At 60.0% G+C, this 22,470-nt stretch carries 23 protein-coding genes and 1 other RNA gene; 6 read left to right on the top strand and 18 right to left on the bottom strand.

What is annotated here, in order from left to right; genetic code table 11:
* Positions 1–4: 4 nt before the first annotated feature.
* From mraY to rsmI, 9 genes are all read right to left on the bottom strand, one after another.
* On the bottom strand, positions 5–1,087 hold the full coding sequence (gene mraY, locus AC1Q9F_RS12145) for a phospho-N-acetylmuramoyl-pentapeptide-transferase (RefSeq protein WP_007956769.1): 1,083 nt from the start codon (positions 1,085–1,087) through the stop codon (positions 5–7).
* On the bottom strand, positions 1,087–2,454 hold the full coding sequence (locus tag AC1Q9F_RS12150) for a UDP-N-acetylmuramoyl-tripeptide--D-alanyl-D-alanine ligase (protein ID WP_492619830.1): 1,368 nt from the start codon (positions 2,452–2,454) through the stop codon (positions 1,087–1,089). The genes mraY and AC1Q9F_RS12150 overlap by 1 nt, the downstream gene beginning before the upstream one ends.
* Positions 2,447–3,910, bottom strand: a complete 1,464-nt coding sequence (locus AC1Q9F_RS12155) for a UDP-N-acetylmuramoyl-L-alanyl-D-glutamate--2,6-diaminopimelate ligase (RefSeq protein ID WP_085701785.1) — start codon at positions 3,908–3,910, stop codon at positions 2,447–2,449. Before AC1Q9F_RS12155 ends, AC1Q9F_RS12150 begins: the two co-directional genes overlap by 8 nt.
* Entirely contained in the window at positions 3,910–5,649 is a 1,740-nt protein-coding gene (locus AC1Q9F_RS12160) for a peptidoglycan D,D-transpeptidase FtsI family protein (RefSeq protein ID WP_170929382.1), read from the bottom strand. The genes AC1Q9F_RS12155 and AC1Q9F_RS12160 overlap by 1 nt, the downstream gene beginning before the upstream one ends.
* Positions 5,649–5,942, bottom strand: a complete 294-nt coding sequence (gene ftsL, locus AC1Q9F_RS12165) for a cell division protein FtsL (protein ID WP_007956777.1) — start codon at positions 5,940–5,942, stop codon at positions 5,649–5,651. The genes AC1Q9F_RS12160 and ftsL overlap by 1 nt, the downstream gene beginning before the upstream one ends.
* A complete protein-coding gene (gene rsmH / locus AC1Q9F_RS12170) occupies positions 5,939–6,886 on the bottom strand; it encodes a 16S rRNA (cytosine(1402)-N(4))-methyltransferase RsmH (protein WP_492619829.1) in 948 nt (315 codons plus the stop codon). The genes ftsL and rsmH overlap by 4 nt, the downstream gene beginning before the upstream one ends.
* Complete coding sequence (mraZ, locus tag AC1Q9F_RS12175; RefSeq protein WP_007917012.1) at positions 6,883–7,338, bottom strand: division/cell wall cluster transcriptional repressor MraZ; 456 nt, start codon at positions 7,336–7,338, stop codon at positions 6,883–6,885. The genes rsmH and mraZ overlap by 4 nt, the downstream gene beginning before the upstream one ends.
* A 403-nt stretch (positions 7,339–7,741) precedes the next feature.
* Positions 7,742–8,095: RNase P RNA component class A (gene rnpB / locus AC1Q9F_RS12180), an RNA gene on the bottom strand.
* A 73-nt stretch (positions 8,096–8,168) separates the two neighbouring features.
* A complete protein-coding gene (gene rsmI / locus AC1Q9F_RS12185; RefSeq protein ID WP_074690999.1) occupies positions 8,169–9,074 on the bottom strand; it encodes a 16S rRNA (cytidine(1402)-2'-O)-methyltransferase in 906 nt (301 codons plus the stop codon).
* 177 nt (positions 9,075–9,251) lie between these two features.
* On the opposite strand from rsmI, the gene AC1Q9F_RS12190 reads away from it, so the two are divergent.
* The 4 genes from AC1Q9F_RS12190 (at position 9,252) to AC1Q9F_RS12205 (ending at position 12,696) form a co-directional block, all read left to right on the top strand.
* Positions 9,252–11,063, top strand: coding sequence for a penicillin-binding protein activator (locus tag AC1Q9F_RS12190; RefSeq protein ID WP_492619828.1), 1,812 nt, complete (start codon positions 9,252–9,254; stop codon positions 11,061–11,063).
* Entirely contained in the window at positions 11,063–11,425 is a 363-nt protein-coding gene (locus AC1Q9F_RS12195; RefSeq protein WP_207983895.1) for a YraN family protein, read from the top strand. The genes AC1Q9F_RS12190 and AC1Q9F_RS12195 overlap by 1 nt, the downstream gene beginning before the upstream one ends.
* Positions 11,426–11,527: 102 nt before the next feature.
* On the top strand, positions 11,528–12,121 hold the full coding sequence (locus tag AC1Q9F_RS12200) for a phosphoheptose isomerase (RefSeq protein WP_007928463.1): 594 nt from the start codon (positions 11,528–11,530) through the stop codon (positions 12,119–12,121).
* On the top strand, positions 12,118–12,696 hold the full coding sequence (locus AC1Q9F_RS12205) for a BON domain-containing protein (RefSeq protein WP_179693783.1): 579 nt from the start codon (positions 12,118–12,120) through the stop codon (positions 12,694–12,696). Before AC1Q9F_RS12200 ends, AC1Q9F_RS12205 begins: the two co-directional genes overlap by 4 nt.
* A gap of 51 nt (positions 12,697–12,747) precedes the next feature.
* Here AC1Q9F_RS12205 and AC1Q9F_RS12210 read toward each other — a convergent pair whose 3' ends face one another.
* The 7 genes from AC1Q9F_RS12210 to rplM form a co-directional block, all read right to left on the bottom strand.
* Positions 12,748–13,161, bottom strand: coding sequence for a ClpXP protease specificity-enhancing factor (locus AC1Q9F_RS12210; RefSeq protein ID WP_007956787.1), 414 nt, complete (start codon positions 13,159–13,161; stop codon positions 12,748–12,750).
* Positions 13,162–13,177: 16 nt separating this feature from the next.
* On the bottom strand, positions 13,178–13,795 hold the full coding sequence (locus AC1Q9F_RS12215; protein WP_011335872.1) for a glutathione S-transferase N-terminal domain-containing protein: 618 nt from the start codon (positions 13,793–13,795) through the stop codon (positions 13,178–13,180).
* Positions 13,796–13,941: 146 nt separating this feature from the next.
* The gene (locus AC1Q9F_RS12220; RefSeq protein WP_007956790.1) at positions 13,942–14,724 is read right to left on the bottom strand and encodes a cytochrome c1; all 783 of its coding nucleotides are present in this window, start codon (positions 14,722–14,724) and stop codon (positions 13,942–13,944) included.
* Positions 14,724–15,935 carry a cytochrome b gene (locus AC1Q9F_RS12225; protein ID WP_007956792.1) on the bottom strand — a complete coding sequence of 404 codons (1,212 nt, stop codon included), beginning with the start codon at positions 15,933–15,935 and terminating at the stop codon, positions 14,724–14,726. The genes AC1Q9F_RS12220 and AC1Q9F_RS12225 overlap by 1 nt, the downstream gene beginning before the upstream one ends.
* Positions 15,935–16,528 carry a ubiquinol-cytochrome c reductase iron-sulfur subunit gene (gene petA / locus AC1Q9F_RS12230; protein WP_007917031.1) on the bottom strand — a complete coding sequence of 198 codons (594 nt, stop codon included), beginning with the start codon at positions 16,526–16,528 and terminating at the stop codon, positions 15,935–15,937. Before petA ends, AC1Q9F_RS12225 begins: the two co-directional genes overlap by 1 nt.
* 268 nt (positions 16,529–16,796) lie before the next feature.
* Positions 16,797–17,189 carry a 30S ribosomal protein S9 gene (gene rpsI, locus AC1Q9F_RS12235; RefSeq protein WP_007956794.1) on the bottom strand — a complete coding sequence of 131 codons (393 nt, stop codon included), beginning with the start codon at positions 17,187–17,189 and terminating at the stop codon, positions 16,797–16,799.
* 14 nt (positions 17,190–17,203) lie between these two features.
* On the bottom strand, positions 17,204–17,632 hold the full coding sequence (gene rplM / locus AC1Q9F_RS12240; RefSeq protein WP_003228062.1) for a 50S ribosomal protein L13: 429 nt from the start codon (positions 17,630–17,632) through the stop codon (positions 17,204–17,206).
* A gap of 244 nt (positions 17,633–17,876) precedes the next feature.
* Here rplM and AC1Q9F_RS12245 point away from each other — a divergent pair, with 244 nt between their 5' ends.
* Entirely contained in the window at positions 17,877–18,917 is a 1,041-nt protein-coding gene (locus AC1Q9F_RS12245; RefSeq protein WP_492619827.1) for an NADP(H)-dependent aldo-keto reductase, read from the top strand.
* A 108-nt stretch (positions 18,918–19,025) separates the two neighbouring features.
* Here AC1Q9F_RS12245 and AC1Q9F_RS12250 read toward each other — a convergent pair whose 3' ends face one another.
* Positions 19,026–20,162, bottom strand: coding sequence for an acyl-CoA dehydrogenase family protein (locus AC1Q9F_RS12250; protein WP_007956797.1), 1,137 nt, complete (start codon positions 20,160–20,162; stop codon positions 19,026–19,028).
* Positions 20,163–20,408: 246 nt separating this feature from the next.
* On the opposite strand from AC1Q9F_RS12250, the gene AC1Q9F_RS12255 reads away from it, so the two are divergent.
* Complete coding sequence (locus AC1Q9F_RS12255; RefSeq protein ID WP_170929381.1) at positions 20,409–21,305, top strand: GlxA family transcriptional regulator; 897 nt, start codon at positions 20,409–20,411, stop codon at positions 21,303–21,305.
* Positions 21,306–21,367: 62 nt separating this feature from the next.
* On the opposite strand, the gene zapE is transcribed toward AC1Q9F_RS12255, so the two are convergent.
* Complete coding sequence (zapE, locus tag AC1Q9F_RS12260; protein WP_085606932.1) at positions 21,368–22,462, bottom strand: cell division protein ZapE; 1,095 nt, start codon at positions 22,460–22,462, stop codon at positions 21,368–21,370.
* Positions 22,463–22,470 lie beyond the last annotated feature (8 nt).

Raw genomic sequence — 22,470 nt, forward strand, 5'->3', positions numbered from 1 at the left:
CGTTCTACCTCAGCTTCAGGGTGGCAAGGCCGATCAGCACGAGAATCACGGTGATGATCCAGAAACGGACGATCACGCGCGGCTCGGGCCAGCCCTTGAGTTCAAAGTGGTGGTGAATCGGTGCCATGCGGAACACACGGCGACCGGTCAGCTTAAAGGACGCAACCTGAATGACGACTGACAGGGTTTCCATCACGAACACGCCGCCCATGATGAACAGGACGATTTCCTGACGGACGATCACCGCGATGGTGCCCAGGGCAGCGCCCAGCGCCAGTGCGCCGACGTCACCCATGAAAACTTGCGCAGGGTAAGTGTTGAACCACAGGAAGCCCAGGCCGGCACCGATCAGCGCGCCACAGAACACGATCAGCTCGCCTGCGCCCGGTACGTAAGGGATCAGCAGGTATTCAGCGAATTTCACGTTACCCGACAGGTAGCAGAAAATGCCCAGACCACCGCCGACCATCACTGTCGGCATGATCGCCAGACCGTCGAGGCCGTCGGTCAGGTTGACCGCGTTGCTCGAACCGACGATCACGAAATACGTCAGCACGATGAAACCCGCGCCCAGCGGAATGCTGTAGTCCTTGAGCATCGGCAGGATCAGGGTGGTTTCCACCGGAGTGCTGGCAGTCATATAAAGGAAGATCGCCGCGCCGAGGCCGAACACCGACTGCCAGAAATACTTCCAGCGACTCGGCAGACCACGGGAGTTCTTCTCGATCACCTTGCGATAGTCGTCGACCCAGCCGATGGCGCCGAACAGCAGGGTTACCAGCAACACGACCCACACATAACGATTGCTCAGGTCAGCCCACAGCAGGGTGCTGACACCGATCGAAGACAGAATCAGCGCGCCGCCCATGGTCGGCGTACCGGATTTGGACAGGTGCGATTGCGGGCCGTCGTTACGAACCGACTGACCGATCTGACGGTTCTGCAGGGTGCGGATCATCCACGGGCCGTAGCACAGCGACAGGACCAGCGCGGTCAGCACACCGAGGATCCCGCGCAGGGTCAGGTACTGGAAGACCGCGAAGCCTTTGTAGAACTGTTGCAGATACTCCGCTAGCAGCAGCAGCATTAATGTTTCTCCAGACTGGACCCGCACAGGGCCGCAACGATGTTTTCCATCGCTGCGCTGCGCGAACCCTTGATCAAAATGGTGGTGTTTGTGTCCTGCTCGGCGCCGAGGGCCTGGATCAGTTCGGCTTGTGTGCCGAAGTGATGCGCCTCTTCACCGAATGCGTTCACGGCGTGGACCATGTTCGGCCCGACGGCGTAAAGCGCGGAAACCTTGCCCCGGGCGTATTCGCCCACGTCGCGGTGCCCCTGCTCCGCCCAGTCGCCCAACTCGCCGATATCCCCGAGCACCAGGACGGTGCGGCCGGAAAAGCCGGCGAGTATATCAACGGCCGCGCACATCGAGGTGGGGTTCGCGTTGTAAGTGTCATCGATCACGCGCATGCCGTTTTTCGCCAGCTGCGCGACGGTGCGACCCTTGACCGGTTGTACCGCGCCAAGCCCGGTGGCGATGCCGAACAGCGACACGCCCAGTGCGTGAGCGGCAGCGGCGGCGGCCATGGCGTTGGCGACGTTGTGGGTGCCGAGCAGGTTCAGTTGAACCCGTTCCACACCTTCAGGACTGTGCAGGTTGAACGCCGGGCAGCCACGGGCATCGGTGGCCAGGTCGCTGGCGTAAAAATCCGCCTGAGTGTTGCTCAGGGCAAACGTCAGCACCTTGCGCGCGCCGGCGCGGGTCTTCCAGATGCCAAACGCCTTGTCATCGAGATTCAGCACCGCGACGCCGTCGGCCGCCAGCCCTTCGATGATTTCGCCCTTGGCTTCGACGATTTTCTCCGGCCCGCCGAACTCACCGACGTGGGCGGTCCCGGCGTTGTTGAGGATCGCGACGTGCGGCTTGGTCAGCCCTACGGTGTAAGCGATTTCACCCAGACGCGAGGCACCCAGTTCGATCACTGCCGCGCTGTGTTCCGGGGCGAGTTCGAGCAGGGTCAGCGGTACGCCGAGGTCGTTGTTCAGGTTGCCACGGGTCGCGTGCACCGAACCGCGCGTGCGCAGGATGCTCGCGAGCATTTCCTTGACCGTGGTCTTGCCGCTGGAACCGGTAACGGCCGCGACCGGTTTGGTGAACGCGGCACGGTTCAACGCACCCAACTGACCGAGGGCCTGGCGGGTGTCCTTGACCAGCAATTGCGGCAGCGTGCTATCGGCGACTTCGCGCTCGACCAATGCCGCAACGGCGCCTTTGGCGGCGACTTCATTCAGATAGTCATGACCGTCGAAACGCGGGCCGGTCAGGGCGATAAACAGTTGGCCAGCCTTGATCGCGCGGCTGTCGATGCTCACGCCGTCAAAACTGGCGTCGGCGCTGATCAGACGGGCGTCGAGCGCGTTGGTCAGTTGGCTGAGTTTCAGGGCCTTAAGCATGGGCCACCTCCCACGCGGTCAAGGCGTGATCCGCCTCGACCAGATCGGAAAATGCATGGCGCTCGCCGTTGATTTCCTGATAGTCCTCGTGACCTTTGCCGGCCAGGACAATCACGTCATCCGCTGAAGCGCCGGCGATCAGTTGCGCGATGGCCTGGCCACGGCCGGCCACGAACGTCACCTTGTCCACAGCCGTGAAACCGGCGCGGATGTCATCGAAAATTACCGCTGGATCTTCGGTGCGCGGATTGTCATCGGTGACCAGCACGCGGTCGGCCAGACGCTCAACCACTTCGGCCATCAGCGGACGCTTGCCGCGATCGCGATCACCGCCGCAGCCGAACAGGCACAGCAGTTGACCTTTGACGTGCGGGCGTAACGCGGTCAGTACTTTTTCCAGCGCGTCCGGGGTGTGGGCGTAATCGACCACCACCAGCGGCTGGGTGCCGCCGCCGAGACGCTGCATGCGTCCGGCCGGGCCTTCGAGTTTCGGCAACACCTTTAGAATTTCGTCGAGCGCGTAGTCGAGACCGAGCAAAGCGCCGACGGCGGCCAGTACGTTGCTCAGGTTGAAACGACCGAGCAGCGTGCTGCGCAGATGGTGCTCGCCCTGCGGCGTCACCAGCGTGGCGCGCACGCCATGATCGTCGAACTGCGCTTCACGCACATAGAGATAGGCGCTGCTGTCGAGCAGGCTGTAAGTGATCAGCCGCGACTCACGTTTTTCAGCGGCCAGTTGCCGGCCGAAATCGTCGTCGAGGTTGACCACGCGGCACTTCAGGTCATTCCAGGCGAACAGCCGGGCCTTCGCCTCGGCGTACGCTTCCATGGTGCCGTGGTAATCGAGGTGATCGCGGGACAGGTTGGTCATCACCGCCACGTCGAACGCCAGCGCGGTAACCCGGCCCTGATCAAGACCGTGGGACGAGACTTCCATGGCCACGGCTTTGGCGCCGGCCTTTTTCAGGTCGCCCAGGGTCGCCTGCATGGCAATCGGATTCGGTGTGGTGTGCAGGCCGCTTTGCAGCGAGCCGTGGAAACCGGAGCCGAGAGTGCCGACGATGCCGCAATGTTGACCAAGCAGGTCCAGCGCCTGCGCCACCAGTTGGGTCACGCTGGTCTTGCCGTTGGTGCCGGTCACGCCGATCAGGTTCAGGTGATGGCTTGGCTCACCGTAAAAACGCCCGGCGATGTCCGACAGCTGCGCTGCCAGGCCTTTGACCGGAATCAGCGGCACTTCGGTGATCGGCAGCACAGTAGCGCCTTCCACTTCATAAGCCACGGCAGCAGCACCGCGCTGCAAGGCGTCGGCAATGTGCGCACGCCCGTCGAACTTCCCGCCCGGCACCGCGAGGAACAGGTCACCCGCGCGTACGTTGCGACTGTCGAGCGCCAGTTCACGGATCAACAGATCGTGGCCGGCGTGGGGGAAAATCTTGTTCAGACTCAGAGACATCAGCCGCGCCCTCCATTGGCTTTCAGCGGAACGGCCGGGGTGGCGTTGGCCTGTTGTGTGGTCGGCAGGTTGTCCGGGGTGACGTTCATCAGGCGCAGGGTGCCCGACATCACGCGACTGAACACCGGCGCCGAGACCAGACCACCGAAGTAACCGGCCTTGGTCGGCTCATCGATCACCACGACGATTGCATAACGTGGATCGCTCATCGGGCCGAAACCGGCGAACAGCGAGCGGTAAGAGTTTTCGGCGTAGCCCTTGGTGCCGACCGACGTTTTACGCGCGGTACCGGATTTGCCACCCACGTGATACGCCGGCACCTGCGCACGGAACACGCCGCGCGGGGCTTCGATCACTTGTTGCAGCATACCTTGCATGGTTTTCGCAACGGCTTCCGGCAGCACCTGAGTGGTCTGCGGCGCCTTGTCGGTTTTGATCAGGGTCAGCGGTGCGAGGCGACCGTTGTTGGCCAGCGCCGAGAACGCGTGCACCAGCTGAATTGCAGTCACCGAAATACCGTAGCCGTACGACAGCGTCGCGGTCTCGGCCTTGCGCCACTCGCGGTAGTTCGGCAGGTTGCCGACACGTTCGCCCGGGAAGCCGAGGCCGGTGTCCTGGCCGAGGCCGACTTTCTGTGCGAGGCGGAAAATGGTTTCGCCGCCGATATCGAACGCGACCTTACTCATGCCGACGTTACTGGAATTGATCAGAATGCCGGTCAGGTCGAGTACCGGACCTTCGGTCTTCGATACGTCCTTGATCGTGTATTTGCCGATCTGCAGGGAGCCCGGATACACCTCGACGGTGTCGCTCGGTTTCCAGCGGCCGGTTTCGATCGCGGCGCTCATCGAGATCGCTTTCATGGTCGAACCGGGCTCGAACACGTCGATCATCGCGCGGTTACGCATCATCGCCGGTTGCAGGTTGCGACGGTTGTTCGGGTTGTAGGTCGGCTGGTTGACCATCGCGAGAATCTCGCCGGTCTTCACGTCCATGATCACCAGACTGCCGGCCTTGGCGCCGTTCTCGATGATCGCGTTGCGCAGCTCGCGGTTGGCCAGGTATTGCAGGCGCAGGTCAATCGACAACGCCAAGGGCTTGCCGGCCTTGGCGTTTTTGGTGACCTGGACATCCTTGATCAGCCGTCCGCGCCGATCCTTGATGACTTGCCGCTTGCCGGGCACGCCGGCCAGCCATTCATCGTAGGCCAGTTCGACGCCTTCACGACCGTGGTCATCGATGTCGGTGAACCCGACCATGTGCGCCGTCACTTCACCGGCCGGGTAGAACCGGCGGAATTCTTCGATACCGTAGACGCCCGGCACTTTCAGGTCGAGCACGGCCTGGCCCTGCTCGGGAGTCAATCCGCGCACCAGATAAATGAATTCTTTGTTGGCCTGGGCTTCGAGACGTTCGGCCAGGGCTTTCGGATCCTGCCCCAGCGCGGCGGCCAGTGCCGGCCACTTCTCTTTGGCGGTCTGCATTTCCTTGGCGTTCGCCCAGAGCGTGGTCACCGGGGTACTTACGGCCAGAGGCTCGCCGTTACGGTCGGTGATCAGGCCACGGTGAGCCGGAATCGGAATGTGCCGAAGACTGCGCGCGTCGCCCTGGCCTTTGAGGAAGTCGCGGTCAACCACTTGCAAGTCAATGATGCGCCAGCAAATGGCCGCGACCATCACGCCGAGCAGTGCCACCATCAGACGGAAACGCCACGGGAAGAGCGCGCCTTCGAGTTTCATCATGGCGCCACCATCTTCACGTCAGCCGCGCCGGGGATGTGCATCTTCAGTTGTTCGGTGGCCAGCACTTCGATCCGGCTGTGGGCGGTCCAGGTGCTTTGCTCCAGGATCAGGCGCCCCCACTCGGCCTGCGCCTTGTCGCGCACGCTCAGTTCGTTGTACAGGGTGTTGAGCAACTGCCGGTTCCAGTGGGCGCTGTAAGACACGCCGATGGCCGACACGAGCACGCCGATGAACAGCAGCAGCATGAAAAAGCTGCCGCCGGGCAGTGGCTTGGCGAAAAGCTTGCTCACCGCAGCTTCTCCGCGACGCGCATGACGGCGCTACGGGAACGTGGGTTGGCTTTGAGTTCGGCGTCGGAGGCCGTCTGCGCTTTGCCATGGACTTTGATTTTCGGTTCGAACGCAACGTGGCGAACCGGCAGGTTGCGCGGCAGGTTGTCGGCTTCGCCTTTCACCAGCTTGCGCATGAACAGTTTGACGATACGGTCTTCCAGCGAGTGGAAGCTGATCACGACCAGACGACCGCCCACTTCCAGGCATTCGAGCGCGGCTTCAAGACCCGTTTCCAGATCGCCCAGTTCATTGTTGACGTGAATGCGCAGGCCCTGGAAAGCGCGGGTTGCCGGGTTTTTGCCCTTTTCCCACGCCGGGTTGGCGACTTTCAGGACTTCGGCCAGATCGGCGGTGCGTTCGAACGGCGTGATGTCACGGCGTTCGGCCACGGCACGGGCCATGCGACCGGAGAAACGTTCTTCGCCGTATTCCTTGAACACACGGGCGATTTCTTCCACCGGCGCGGTGTTGACGAACTCGGCGGCGCTGATGCCACGGGACGGATCCATGCGCATGTCCAGCGGGCCATCGTTGAGGAAACTGAAGCCGCGCTCGGCATCATCGAGCTGCGGCGAAGACACGCCCAGATCCAGCAGAATGCCGCTGACCTTGCCGGCCAGACCCTGTTCGGCAACCACCGAGCCAAGCTCGGCAAAGCTGCGCTGCACAACGACAAAGCGGCCGTCTTCGGCCGCTAGCGTTTGCCCGGTGGCAATCGCTTGAGGATCCTTGTCGAATCCGATGAGCCGACCATCCGACCCGAGCTTGCTCAGGATCAACCGGCTGTGCCCGCCGCGCCCGAACGTGCCGTCCAGATAGCAGCCATCAGGACGTACGGCGAGAGCCTCGACGGCTTCGTCAAGCAGTACGGTGATGTGGTTAAAGCCGCTATCAATAGTCACAGGATCAGATCACGCAGTTCGTCAGGCATGGCGCCCGGTTGTTGTATGGCAGCCAGGTCGGCGGCAGAAACCGCGTTCCAGGCATCTTCGTCCCACAGTTGGAACTTGTTCAGTTGGCCCACCAGCATCGCGCGCTTGTCGAGCTTCGCGTATTCGCGCAGGCGCGGAGGCACCAGGAAACGACCACTGCCGTCGAGTTCGAGGTCAACGGCATTACCAATCAATAAACGTTGCAGACGACGGTTCTCTTCGCGAAGCGAAGGAAGCGCGCGCAACTTGGTTTCAATAATTTCCCACTCATCGAGCGGGTAGACACACAAACATGGATCAACGGCATCAATGGTCACGATCAACTGGCCGGAACTGCGCGAATCGAGCTCGTCACGGTACCGGCTCGGCATGGCGAGACGGCCCTTTGCGTCGAGACTGATAGCGTTAGCTCCGCGAAACACGTCTGCGTTTCTCCAATTTTTATCGTTTTGAGCTCAAAAAACCCACTTCATGCCACTTTCCGCCACTTGCGCACACTATAGGAATGCGCCCACCACACCGTCAAGGCGCGGATTAAAGGAAAACCCTTACAGAACGGAGATTTAGGAGCATAAAAGGAGGAGCAACGAGAATCTGGCGGATGCTTTTATCCAATAACTTGAAGCAGCACTGAAAGCTGCGCTCGAAAGTTAAAGTAATTTGTTAAGAGTAAGATTTTTTCGGTATTACAAAAGCGCTTCTGCTGTTGATTGAAGCAAGGTGGGAAATGGCTATTACTGCGTTTGCCGCTGCCGGATTTCCAGCGCAGGCCTGCTGATAATAAACAGCCCTGTCGCCTTTAATTCAAGCAGGGAAAAGAAAAAGGTGGAGAGTCGATCTGTAAGCCGGGTTCTGTCTTGAACAGTCATTCGTCTACGATGGCCATCACTGGACATCTTTAGCAACCTACCCGGTCCCAGCGCGGGCCACGCCTTGGGACCCTATTTGGTCTTGCTCCAAGTGGGGTTTACCTAGCCACGAACTGTTGCCAGACGTGCGGTGCGCTCTTACCGCACCTTTTCACCCTTACCGGCGCCGAAGCGCTTAGGCGGTTATTTTCTGTGGCACTTTCCGTAGGCTCACGCCTCCCAGGCATTACCTGGCACTTCGCCCTATGGAGCCCGGACTTTCCTCCCCCCCCTAATTTTCATAGAGGGCAGCGACTGTCCGATCGACTCTCCGCCGCGCAGGTTAACGGCAGAGCGGCCGAAGAACAAGCGCTAATAGCCCGCAAACCGGTCTGCGCGACGGGTTACGCGTCTTTTTGCTGATCCAGCGCCACCTGATACAGCACGTTTTTGCGCTCACCGGTAATTTGCGCCGCCAGAGCCGCCGCACGCTTGAGCGGCATCTCTTCCAGCAACAGGTTAAGGATACGCATCGCCTCGCTGCTGACGGCATCTTCAGACTCCGGCGCGGTCCAGCCCGCCACCACCACGACGCATTCGCCGCGCTGCTGATTGCTGTCGGCCTCGACGAATGCCCGCAACTCGCTCAGCGGCAATCCCTTGAGCGTTTCAAAGGTCTTGGTGATTTCACGGGCGAGCAATGCAGGACGATCAGCGCCGAACACCGCCTCCATATCCTGCAGGCATTCCAGAATACGGTGCGGCGCCTCGTAGAAAATCAGCGTGCGCGGCTCTTCCTTGATCGCTTCCAGGCGCGCCTTGCGACCCACGGCCTTGGCCGGCAGAAAGCCTTCGAAGATAAAACGGTCGGACGGCAGACCGGCAGCCGACAACGCTGCGATCAATGCGCACGCACCTGGCACCGGCACCACATTGATCCCGGCGGCACGGGCCTGACGCACGAGGTGATAACCCGGATCGGAAATCAGCGGCGTACCGGCATCGGAAATCAGTGCCACGTTGTCGCCCGCCAACAGACGGGTAATGAAGCGACTGCCCTCATCCCGCTCGTTGTGTTCATGACACGCCGCCAGCGGCGTGGAGATGCCAAAGTGCTGCATCAGGCGCTGGGAGTGGCGCGTATCTTCGGCGGCGATCAGCGCCACCTCGCGCAGGATCTTCAACGCCCGGGCGCTGATGTCATCCAGGTTGCCGATGGGCGTCGCCACCACATAAAGCGAGCCCGCAGCGGAATTCAAAGGACCTGGAGCAGTCAAAGCGCACACCTCATGATCGGTAAAAGCCGCCATTGTAGCGCGTCGTGCGCCGGTCGACGCGTCCGGGTCGGACACGGTTTGTCGCACCATTGTGAGGCTGCGCACTCTTTGTATCAGCTAAATTGACGGTTTCACGCCAGTAACATCGCGCCCCGGCCAGTGCTTGGGTACAATTCGACGCTAATTTGATCGAGTATCAGGAACACTTACATGATCGCTTGCCTGCGGCTGTTCACTGCCCTCTGCCTCGCTGCCTTGCTGGCGGCTTGCGCCAGCTCCCCTTCCTCCAGCCTTGGCGAACTTCCACGGACCCCGGATGCCACCATTGAGCAACTGCTCGAACAGGCTGCCCAGGCCAAATCGCCGGACAAGGCCGCACTGCTGCGCCTGAGCGCAGCAGACATGGCGTACCGCCAGGGCAATGCCGGACAGTCCGCACAGATCCTGCAGCAAGTGCCGATGGAGCAACTTCAGCCAGGCCAGCAGGCATTCGCCAGCACACTGTCGGCCGAACTGGCCATGGCCCGCAATCAGCCGAAAGCCGCGCTGACTGCGTTGAGCCATCCAAGTCTGCAACGCCTGAGCGAAATGTCGGTACCGCTGCAAGTTCGCGCCGGCACCGTTCACGCCCGCGCCCTTGAAGCCGACGGCCAGACCCTGGCGGCCGCCCGCGAGCGCATCTTCATCGCGCCGATGCTGGAAGGAGAAGCCGCCAGCAAGAACCATGAAGCGATCTGGACCCTGATTGCGTCGCTACCGGCCGATCAACTGCAAGCGAACACCACCGATGACCTCGGCGGCTGGATGAGCCTGGCCCTGGCAGTGAAAACCGCCGGCACTCTGGAACAACAGCAAGCCGCCATCGACAACTGGCGCAACCAGCATCCGAAACACCCAGCCGCAATCAACCTGCCGCTACCCCTGACCAAACTCAAGGAGCTGGCCAGCCAGCCCCTGAGCAAGATCGCCCTGCTGTTGCCACAGGACGGCCAACTGGCCTCGGTCGGCAAGGCCCTGCGTGACGGCTTCATGGCCGCGCACTACCAGGCTCAGCAAGCCGGCCAGAAACCACCGGCCATCGAGTTCTACGACAGCTCGAAACTGACCAACCTCGACGAGTTCTACCGCAAGGCCCAGGCCGATGGCGTGCAACTGGTCGTCGGCCCGTTGGAGAAGCCACTGGTCAAACAGCTGAGCACTCGCCCGCAACTGCCAATCACCACCCTCGCCCTGAACTACAGCGAAGGCGACCAAGGCCCGGCGCAGCTGTTCCAGTTCGGTCTGGCCGCTGAAGACGAAGCCCGCGAAGTCTCCCGCCGCGCCCGTGCCGACGGCCTGCATCGCGCCGCCATCATGGTGCCGAAAGGCGAATGGGGCGACCGCGTCCTGCGCGCGTTCAGCCAGGACTGGCAAGCCAACGGCGGCAGCATTGTCGCAACCGAACGCGTCGACCAGCCGGTGCAACTGGCCCAGCAGATCGCCGACATGTTCCAGCTGCGTCAGAGCGAAGCTCGCGCCAAGAGCCTGCAGAATGCTGCCGGCACCAACGTTGCCGCTCAGCCTTCGCGTCGCCAGGACATCGAATTCATCTTCCTTGCCGCCACCCCGCAGCAGGCGCAACAGATCAAGCCGACCCTGAACTTCCAGTACGCCGGCGACGTGCCGGTCTATGCGACCTCCCACGTGTTCAGCGCCAGCGGCGACGTCAATCAGTACAACGACATGAACGGCGTGCGCTTCTGCGAAACCCCGTGGCTGCTGGAGACCAGCGATCCGCTGCGCCAGCAGGTCACCGCGCAATGGCCACAAGCCGCCGGCAGCCTCGGCCGCCTGTACGCAATGGGCGTCGATGCTTATCGCCTGGCGCCACGCCTGGATCAGCTCAAGGCATTGCCGGACAGCCGCATCGAAGGTCAGTCGGGCAGCCTGGGCATGACTCAGTCCCAGCGCGTGGTGCGTCAGTTGCCATGGGCGCAGTTCGTCAGCGGCCAGATCCAGCGCCTGCCGGACACTCCACGCTGATGCCCGACAGGTCACACCTGCAAAGCGGCAAGGATGCCGAGCGCCATGCGCTCGAGCATCTGCAACACCAGGGTCTGCGCCTGCTGGCGCAGAACTGGTTATGCAAACGCGGTGAGCTTGATCTGGTCATGCTTGATGGCGATACAGTAGTATTCGTCGAAGTCCGTTACCGAAAGAACACTCAATGGGGTGGCGCACTCGACAGCATCGATGGGCGCAAACGGCAGAAACTGATTTTCGCCGCACAGTATTTTCTTCAGCGCGAGTCGCGTTGGGCCAATTCCCCCTGCCGCTTCGACGTGGTGGCCATCGACAGCCACCAGGGTCAGCTGAACTGGTTGCAGAATGCGTTCGACAGTTGACCGCCTGCTCCGACCCGGACACTTTCACTCAACACTTTTGCTCTTTGCTTTGCGGGCTGCACATTCACGTGCCGGACAGCCGCGCTAATTAAGGTCACACAGATGGACATGCAATCCCGAATTCGCCAGCTTTTCCAGGCCAGCATCGACACCAAGCAACAGGCGATGGACGTACTTGCACCGCACATCGAGCAAGCCAGCCAGGTAATGGTCAACGCCCTGCTCAACGAGGGCAAAATGCTCTCGTGCGGTAACGGCGGCTCGGCCGGCGATGCCCAGCACTTCTCCTCGGAACTGCTCAACCGTTTCGAGCGTGAGCGCCCTAGCCTGCCGGCGATCGCGCTGACCACCGACAGCTCGACCATCACCTCGATCGCCAACGACTACAGCTACAACGAAGTGTTCTCCAAGCAGATCCGCGCACTCGGCCAGCCGGGTGACGTATTGCTGGCCATTTCGACCAGCGGCAACTCGGCGAACATTATTCAGGCGATCCAGGCCGCACATGATCGCGAAATGATTGTCGTAGCATTGACCGGACGCGATGGCGGCGGCATGGCTTCGCTGCTGCTGCCCGAAGACGTCGAGATTCGCGTACCGGCCAACGTCACCGCACGTATTCAGGAAGTCCACTTGCTGGCGATCCATTGCCTTTGCGATCTGATCGACAGCCAACTGTTCGGGAGTGAAGAATGACCCCTAATCGCCTTGGCCTTCTGGCCTTGACCCTGTGCCTCGGCATCAGCGGCTGCACCTCGGTGGTGAATGCCAGCCGTGAAGCGCCGATCGAAGACGATCGTGGCACCCGCACTTTCGGCAGCAAGATCGATGACTCGCTGATCGAAACCAAAGTCGGCGTCAACGTGGCCAAGGCCGATCCGGCCCTGGACAACGACTCGCACATCGTCGTCACCAGCTTCAACGGCGTCGTACTGCTGGCCGGCCAGACCCCGCGCGCAGACCTCAAGGAGAAGGCCGAACAGGCCGCTGCCAACGTGCAGCGCGTGAAAAAGGTCCATAACGAACTGCAAGTGATTGCGCCTTCAGGCTTCGTTGCCCGCCAGAACGATGCCTGGCTGACCACCAAGATCAAGACCCAGATGCTCGCCGATGCCAGCATTCCCGGCTCGCGCATCAAGGTCGTGACCGAGAACGGCATCGTTTACCTGCTGGGCCTGCTGACCAAACAGGAAGCCGCCCAGGCGACCAACCTGGTTCAGGGCGTCTCCGGCGTGCAGAAGATTGTGAAGCTGTTCGAATACATCGACTGACCCGCAAAACGCAGGCACAAAAAAGGCGATCCAACCGGATCGCCTTTTTTATTACTTCACCACTTTCAGGCTTGGCCGGCCGCTTGGGCGCGGCGGCTCGCTGTCCGGTGGCGGAACATCGTCATCCTGCTCGATCTCGTCTTCGTCATCCATCGGCGACTCCAGATCGAACACCATGCCCTGACCGTTTTCCCGGGCGTAGATCCCCAGGATTGCAGCAATCGGCACGTACAGACTGTGCGGGACACCACCGAAGCGACCTTCGAAGGTCACAACGTCGTTGTCCATGTGCAAGTGCCGCACGGCACTTGGCGAAATGTTCAGGACAATCTGCCCGTCACTGGCAAATCCCTGTGGCACCTGCACCGCCGGGTACTCGGAATTGACCAGCATGTGCGGGGTGCAATCGTTATCCACAATCCACTCGTAGAGCGCGCGGACCAGATAAGGTCGACTGGAGTTCATAGCGGCTCCTTAAGCCTTAGCGCATGTCGCGTTCGACACCAGACAGACTCGCCTGGAAAGCCTCACGCGCAAACTGACGCTCCATATAATCAAGCAGCGGCTTGGCGGGCCGCGGCAGTTCTATACCCAGAATCGGCAAACGCCAGAGTATTGGCAATAGGCAGCAATCCACCAGACTTTGTTCCTCACTGAGGAAAAACGGCTTGTCGGCAAACAGCGGCGACACGCCCGTCAGGCTTTCGCGCAATTCCTTGCGCGCCACGGCCCGGGCCGCTTCCTTGGTGCGCGAATCCAGAATCAGATCCACCAGACCACACCAGTCGCGCTGAATGCGGTGAATCAGCAGACGGCTGTTGGCACGCGCCACCGGGTACACGGGCATCAATGGCGGATGCGGGTAACGCTCATCCAGGTATTCCATCACCACGGTCGACTCCCACAACGCCAGGTCACGATCGACCAGCGTGGGCAGACTGCCGTAAGGGTTCACTTCAATCAGTTTAGGCGGCTGACGACCAGCCTCCACAAAAATGATTTCGGCGCTGACACCCTTCTCTGCAAGCACGATGCGCACTCGGTGGGAATAGTGGTCGGCGGGGTCGGAGTAACAGGCCAACCGATTGGTCACGCCCATGGCGATCCTCCTCGCTTGTTGAAATAGTCGGAGCCGGAAAAACGCGCGCGCCCAGAGGGCGCCTCCCGCACCGCTGGCGAACCAGGCGTTGCGTTTTCAGAGGCGCCCTTGGGCGCGCGCGATTAACAGCAATTGCTTGAAGCGTATCAGTGCACGTCTTTCCAGTATTCACGCTTGAGCAGGTAGGCGAACACAAAGAAGAACGCCAGGTACAGCAAGACGTAAGTACCGATGCGCTGATGTTGCAGCTTAACCGGGTTAGCCGAGTAAGCCAGGAAGGTTACCAGATTCTTGACCTTCTCATCGAACTGCTCTTCGTTGAGGGTTCCGGTTTTCGGCACGATGGTCAACTGATCGCACGCTTCATGAGTCAGAGGCGTACCGGTCAGCGGGTCATATTGCTTCTTGCCGTCTTCGACGATCTGTACCTGTTTGCAACCTACGACCTGACGACCTTGCAGGCCGACCAGCACGTTAGGCATGCCGACGTTCGGGAAGACCTTGTTGTTCACGCCCCATGGACGTGCAGGATCTTCGTAAAACGACTTGAGGTAACCGTAAAGCCAGTCGGTGCCGCGAACACGAGCCACCAGCGTCAGGTCCGGCGGCGCTGCGCCGAACCAGGTCTTGGCGTCGGCCGGCTGCATGCCGATGTTCATGTGATCGCCGATCTTGGCGCCGGTGAACACCAGTTTTTCCAGCATCAGTTCGTGCGGAACCCCGAGGTCATCGGCCACACGCTCGTAACGCTGAAACTTGGCACTGTGGCAACCCATGCAATAGTTGGCGAAAGTACGCGCACCATCCTGCAAGGCAGCCTTGTCGGAAACGTCGATGTCGACCTTTTCCAGTTCCGGACCACCGTGTTCGGCCGCGAAAGACAGCACTGGCAGAGCAGCAAAAATCAGAGCAAAAAATAACTTTTTCATCAGCCAGTCACCCTTTCCGGAACCGGTTTGGTCTTCTCGAGCCTGGTGTAGAACGGCATCAGAATGAAGTAGGCGAAGTACAGGAAGGTGCAGACCTGCGACAGCAGCGTACGACCTGGCGTCGGGGCCAGAACGCCCAGAATGCCGAGGATCACGAACGAAATGCAGAACACCACCAGCCAGATTTTGCTCATCCAGCCTTTGTAGCGCATCGACTTGACCGGGCTGCGGTCGAGCCACGGCAGGACGAACAGCACCGCAATCGCCGCACCCATGGCGATAACGCCCATGAGCTTGTCAGGGACCGCACGCAAGATTGCGTAGAACGGTGTGAAGTACCAGACCGGTGCAATGTGCTCTGGGGTCTTGAACGGGTTGGCTTGCTCGAAGTTAGGCTTTTCGAGGAAGTAACCGCCCATTTCCGGGAAGAAGAACACAATGAAGCAGAAGATGAACAGGAACACCACGACGCCGACGATATCTTTCACGGTGTAGTACGGGTGGAAGGCGATGCCGTCCAGCGGGATACCGTTTTCGTCTTTGTGCTTCTTGATGTCCACGCCGTCCGGGTTGTTCGAACCGACTTCGTGCAGCGCCAGGATGTGCAGCACCACCAGACCGAGAATCACGATCGGCAGCGCAACCACGTGCAGGGCGAAGAAGCGGTTCAGGGTGATCCCGGAAATCAGGTAGTCACCACGGATCCACTGGGTCAGGTCGTTGCCGATGACCGGAATCGCACCGAACAGCGAGATGATCACCTGGGCGCCCCAGTAAGACATCTGACCCCACGGCAGCAGGTAACCCATGAAGGCTTCGGCCATCAGCGCCAGGTAGATCAGCATGCCGAAGACCCACACAAGCTCGCGCGGTTTCTGGTACGAACCGTAGAGCAGGCCACGGAACATGTGCAGATACACCACGATGAAGAACGCCGAAGCCCCGGTGGAGTGCAGCAGACGCAGGATCGAACCGTACTCGACGTCGCGCATGATGTATTCGACGGAAGCGAACGCTTCTTCCGCCGACGGGGTGTAGCTCATGGTCAGCCAGACACCGGTGACGATCTGGTTGACCAGAACGAGCAGCGCCAGCGAGCCGAAGAAGTAGAAGAAGTTGAAGTTTTTTGGAGCGTAATACTTGCTGAGATGGTCTTCCCACATTTTGGTGGCGGGAAAGCGTGCATCAACCCAATCCATGAACTTGCTCATCACGCTTTCTCCGTATCGACGCCAATGACAATCAGGTCATCGGTCTCATAGGAATGCGGGGGTACTGGCAGGTTCAAAGGCGCAGGTTGCGACTTGTAGACGCGGCCAGCCAGATCGTAGTGGGAACCGTGGCAAGGGCAGAAATAGCCGCCTACCCAGTCTTTGCCCAGATCCGCGGGTGCCACTTCGGGACGGAAGGTCGGTGAGCAACCCAGGTGAGTGCAGATCCCGATCAGCAGGAGGATTTCCGGCTTGATCGAACGCACTTCAGGGTCGACATAAGTGGGTTGCGTGGAGTTTTTGGAGGTCGGATCGGAGAGCTGGCCCTCGATCTTCTTGAGATTCCCCAGGATTTCCTCGGTACGGCGGACAATGAACACCGGCTGGCCGCGCCATTCAGCAATCATCTGCTGCCCTGGCTCGATTTTGCTGACATTCACTTTCACCGGTGCTCCGGCAGCCTTCGCCTTGGCACTGGGAAACCATGACCCCACGAACGGGACCGCAGCCCCCACCGCTCCTGCAGCACCCACCACGGATGTGGCTGCTACCAAGAAGCGACGCCGGCCTGCATTCACGCCGTCATTGCTCATTCAGTCCTCTCCCATCAGCTTTGTGGCCTGTTAAATCAGGCGTCTACTAAATTGAAACTATGTACTTATAAAAATTTTGCCGAATGGTAATGAAAACCCCCAATTCTGACAAGGTAATTACCCGGAGGGCTGGCCCTCAAGCCTTGTAGTATAGGGGGTCTACGAATGTGGCAAGTTGTCACAGCGCAATTATTCAAGAAATCGCACGCATAAAAAAACGCCCGGTTCCGTGAGGAATCGGGCGTTCTTTTTGAACGTGGAAGCGAAATTAACGCTTCGAGTACTGCGGACGCTTACGCGCTTTACGCAGACCAACTTTCTTACGTTCAACTTCACGGGCGTCGCGAGTAACGAAGCCAGCTTTGCGCAGAGCGCTACGCAGGGTTTCGTCGTAGTCCATCAGAGCGCGAGTGATGCCGTGGCGGATTGCGCCAGCTTGACCACTTACACCACCACCGATGACGGTGACGTAGATGTCGAACTTCTCGACAGTCTCAGTCAGTTCCAGCGGCTGACGAACTACCATGCGGGCAGTTTCGCGACCGAAGAACGTGTCCAGGGAGCGGTTGTTGATGGAGATGTTACCAGTACCCGGACGCAGGAAAACGCGTGCGGTTGCGGTCTTGCGACGGCCAGTGCCGTAATTTTGAGTCGCCGACATAATGAACTATTCCGTTAAATCTTCAGTTCTTGGGGCTGCTGAGCAGTATGAGGGTGTGCAGCGCCCGCATAGACTTTCAGCTTACGGTACATGTCGCGACCCAGTGGGTTTTTAGGCAGCATGCCTTTAACCGCGGTCTCGATCACGCGCTCAGGGGCCTTGGCGATCAGCTTTTCAAAGTTGATCGACTTGATGCCGCCCGGGAAACCGGAGTGGGAGTAGTACATTTTGTCAGTGGTTTTAGCACCGGTAACACGGATCTGCTCAGCGTTGATTACGACGATGTAGTCGCCGGTGTCAACGTGAGGAGTGTACTCAGGCTTGTGCTTGCCACGCAGACGGCTCGCGATTTCGGTGGCCAGACGACCCAGGGTCTGACCAGCAGCGTCGACGACAAACCAGTCGCGCTTTACTGTTTCCGGTTTAGCAGTAAAAGTTTTCATTCTTTATAGCCTCAGGGGCCGCCTGTAAATAAGACGGCGGATCTTACTGAATAGTGCGTACTTTGACAAGTCAAAGGCAGCCGGATACAGACGCTTTCGGGGGCTCGGGTCGGCGCGTCCGTTCAACGGCAAGATTCTTCGGCGGCGGCGCATCACTTCCACTGCAGAAAGAGGTCGGCAATTATGCAGATTGCGAAAAAAATTTCAACCTGCTTTTATGCTTGTTTTGCCCAAGGAGCACCCGATGGACTATCGCCAGCTAGGCCGTACCGACCTGAATGTGAGTGCAATCTGCCTCGGCACCATGACCTGGGGCGAGCAAAACACTGAAGCTGAAGCCTTCGCCCAGATCGAACGGGCAAGAGAGGCCGGGATCAATTTCCTCGACACCGCCGAGATGTACCCGGTGCCACCGAAAGCCGAAACCTACGCCACCACCGAGCGCTACATCGGCAATTACTTCAAGAGCCGCGGCGACCGCGCCGACTGGATCCTCGCCAGCAAGATCGCCGGCCCCGGCAACACCATCGACTACATCCGCGACAAGAATCTGCGCCACAACCGTCAGCACATCACCGAAGCCGTGGACGCCAGCCTCAAGCGCCTGCAGACCGACTACATCGATCTGTATCAATTGCACTGGCCGGAGCGCAGCACCAACTTTTTCGGACAACTGGGCTACAAGCACCAGACCGAAGCCAACCTGACGCCGCTCGAAGACACTCTCGAAGCCCTCGATGAGCAAGTGAAGGCCGGCAAGATCCGCCACATCGGTCTGTCCAACGAAACGCCGTGGGGCACCATGCGTTTTCTCGCCCTGGCCGAAGCCCGTGGCTGGCCGCGCGCCGTGTCGATCCAGAACCCGTACAACCTGCTCAACCGCAGTTTCGAGATCGGCCTGGCGGAAATCGCCATCCGCGAGCAATGCGGCCTGCTCGCTTATTCGCCGCTGGCGTTCGGTTTCCTGTCGGGCAAGTACGAAGGTGGGGCGCGTCCGCCGAAAGGCCGCCTGAGCCTCTACAGCCGCTTCAGCCGCTATTTCAACCCGCAATCGGAAGCGGCATGCAGCCGTTACGTCGCACTGGCCCGTGAACACGGTCTGGATCCGGCGCAAATGGCCCTGGCGTTTGTGAATCAGCAACCGTTCGTCACCAGCAACATCATCGGGGCGACGACGCTGGAGCAACTGGACAGCAACATCGCCAGCTACGAGTTGAAACTGTCGAAGGAAGTGCTGGAAGGGATCGAAGCGATTCACAAGGATCATCCAAACCCAGCGCCGTAACCCAGGACGATGATCGTTCCCGCGCTCTGTGGACTGCACCCCAAAGCGGACGCAGAGCGTCCATGGCGGCATTCCCACGCAGAGCGTGGGTACGATCACACGCTCGGATCAAAGCGACCGCGCAATGATCTCCTTCATGATTTCATTGGTGCCGGCATAGATCCGCTGCACCCGCGCATCCGCCCAGGCTCGCGCCACCGGGTATTCCCACATGAAACCGTAGCCACCATGCAGTTGCACGCACTCGTCGAGCACCTTACATTGCAGGTCGGTGCCCCAGTACTTGGCCATCGCCGCCGTCGGCACATCAAGCTTGCCTTGCAGATGCAACTCCAGGCAGCGGTCGACGAACACCCGGCCGATTTGAATCTCGGTGGCCATTTCAGCCAGTTTGAAGCGGGTATTCTGGAAGTCGGCAATCGACTTGCCGAACGCCTTGCGCTCGCGGGTGTAATCCAGCGTCCATTGCAGCGCCGCCTCGGCTGAAGCCAGACCGCCAATCGCCACGGTCAGACGCTCCTGCGGCAGTTCCTGCATCAGATAGGCAAATCCCGCCCCGGCCTGACCCAGCAGGTTTTCTTTCGGTACTCGCACGTCCTGGAAGAACAATTCCGACGTGTCCTGAGCCTTCATTCCGACCTTCTCCAGGCGCTTGCCCTTGTCGAAGCCCGGCGTGTTCGCCTCCACCAGAAACAGGCTGGTGCCCTTGGCGCCGGCCTTGGGATCGGTCTTGGCGACGACGATCACCAGATCCGCCAGGAAGCCATTGGTGATAAAGGTTTTCGAGCCGTTGATCACATACTCATCGCCATCCAGCACCGCCGTGGTCTTGACCCCTTGCAGGTCGGAACCGGCGCCCGGCTCGGTCATGGCGATCGCGGTGACCATCTCGCCGGACACCAGTTTCGGCAGGTACTTCTGCTTCAGCGCCTCGCTGCCGTAATGCAGGATGTACGGCGCGACGATGTCCGAATGCAGCGAGAAACCGATGCCGGTCAGACCCAGCCGCCCTACTTCTTCGATCACGACCGCACTGTAAAGAAAGTCCGCCCCCAACCCGCCGTACTCCTCCGGCAGATGCGAGCAAAGCATCCCCGCCTCCCCCGCCTTGTTCCACAGTTTGCGGTCGATGTAGCCTTGTTTTTCCCATTGCCCATGGAACGGCACGGCCTCTTTTTCGAGGAATGTTCGTACGCTGTCGCGGAACAATTCGTGCTCGGAGCTGAACAGGGTTCTGGGAATCATGCGTCACCTTTTCTTTATTGTTGGAGGGATCAGACCTTCAGAGACTAAGCCTCGCTTCCGATACAGGACACTGGACACATCCGACAAAAAATAAGACGATCCAGCCGTCTGGTGACCACTTTCCCTTATAAAAACAAAAGTTGAATTATGTCCAAGCAAGTCTCCACGCCCTTGCGGCGCGTCAGCATCCTGGCGATCGACCGGGTTTTCGCTTCCACCCTCATGCAAGCCAAGGATTTCTTCCATCTGGCCAGCCTGCGTTACGGCAAACAACTGGGCCACGGCCTGACTCCGGCGTTCGAAACCCGCCTGGTCAGCCCCGACGGCAAACCGGTGAACAGCTTCAGTGACGTGGTCATGCCGGTGGACGGCGGCCTGGAAAACGCCGACGTCATCATCCTCCCGGCGTTCTGGGACGATTTCGATACGCTGTGCCAACGTTATCCACAAATCCTGCCATGGCTGCGTGAACAGCACGCCCGGGGCGCCGTGCTCTGCGGCGAAGCCACCGGGGTGTTCTGGCTGGCCGAGGCCGGATTGCTCAACGGCAAGGAGGCGACCACCTACTGGCGCTTCTTCAATGCCTTCGCCGAGCGCTTTCCGCAGGTCTATCTGAATCAGGACAAGCACCTGACCGACGCCGACAACCTGTATTGCGCCGGCGGCACCACCTCGGCCTGCGATCTCTACATTTACCTGATCGAGCGCTTCTGCGGCGCCAATGTGGCCCAGGCGGTGGCCCGCGACATTCTCTATGAAGTGCAACGCAGCTATGCACCGGGCCGCATCGGTTTCGGCGGCCAGAAGCTGCATCAGGACGTGATCATCCTGCAGATCCAGCACTGGCTCGAAGAGCATTTCGCCGACAAGTTCCGCTTCGAGGACGTGGCCCGCGAGCACGGCATGAGCATCCGCAACTTCATGCGCCGCTTCCAGACCGCCACCGGCGACAAGCCGCTGCACTATCTGCAACGGCTGCGCATCGAGACCGCCAAAGGCTTGCTTTCCGGCAGCCGCAAGAGCATCAAGACCATCAGCTACGAAGTCGGCTACGACGATGCGAGCTTCTTCGCACGGCTGTTCCGCCAGCACACCGAACTGTCGCCGAACCAGTACCGGCAGCAGTTCCAGCAAGCTGCCTGACGATTCGACCAGACACAAAAAAGGGCCTGCATCTGCAGGCCCTTTTTGTTTGCCGAATCCGCTTAAGGCTTGTGTGCCCGGGACAGGAATTCGTGGGATTGCATCTCCAGCAGACGGCTGAGGGTACGCTGGAACTCGAACGTCAGGCGTCCGCCGGTGTACAGGTCTTTCAACTCGACTTCGGCAGAAATGATCAGTTTGACGTTACGGTCGTAGAACTCGTCGACCATGTTGATGAAGCGGCGGGCGATGTCGTCGGTGGTGACGCTCATCTGCTCCACGCCACTGAGCAGCACGGCGTGGAAGATCTTGCCCAGTTCGATGTAGTCGTTCTGGCTGCGCGGGCCGTCGCACAGTTCGCGGAAATCGAACCAGGCCACGTCATCGCAAGTACGCAGGGCGCGGATTTCGCGGTTCTCGATGATCAGCACATCGTTTTCCACCGCCGCCGTGCATTCCGGCGTCAGTGCGCGGAAGCTCTTGCGCAGGCTTTCGTGAGCGGCTTCGTCGAGCGGGAAGTGGAACAGCTCCGCTTGTTCGAGGTGGCGCAGACGGTAATCGACACCGCTGTCGACGTTGACGATCTCGGTGTTCTGCTTGATCAGCGCGATGGCCGGCAGGAAGCGCGCTCGTTGCAGGCCGTCCTTGTAAAGGCCGTCCGGCACGATGTTCGAAGTGGCGACCAGGGTCACGCCGTTCTTGAACAGTTCTTCCATCAGCGTGCCGAGGATCATGGCGTCGGTGATGTCGGAGACGAAGAATTCATCGAAGCAGATGACTCGCGATTCAGTCGCGAAGCGCTTGGCGATGATGGTCAGCGGGTTTTTCTCGCCGCCGAGGGTTTTCATCTCTTCGTGCACACGCTTCATGAAGCGGTGGAAGTGAGTGCGGGTCTTTTCCTTGAATGGCAGAGCTTCGAAGAAGGTGTCCACCAGGTAAGTCTTGCCGCGACCCACGCCGCCCCAGAAATACAGACCCTTGACCGGCGTCTGATCCTTTTTGCCAAACAGCTTGCCCAGCAAACCCGGCTTGTTCTGCTCGGCCGCGATCAGATCGTCGTACAGGCGTTGCAGATGACGCACGGCAGTTTCCTGCGCCGCATCATGGAAGAAGTCCGGGCGTTTCAGATCAGCTTGATATCGTTCTAGGGGCGTCATAATTCGTT

Source organism: Pseudomonas sp. GW823-FHT04A03, from assembly GCF_058796615.1.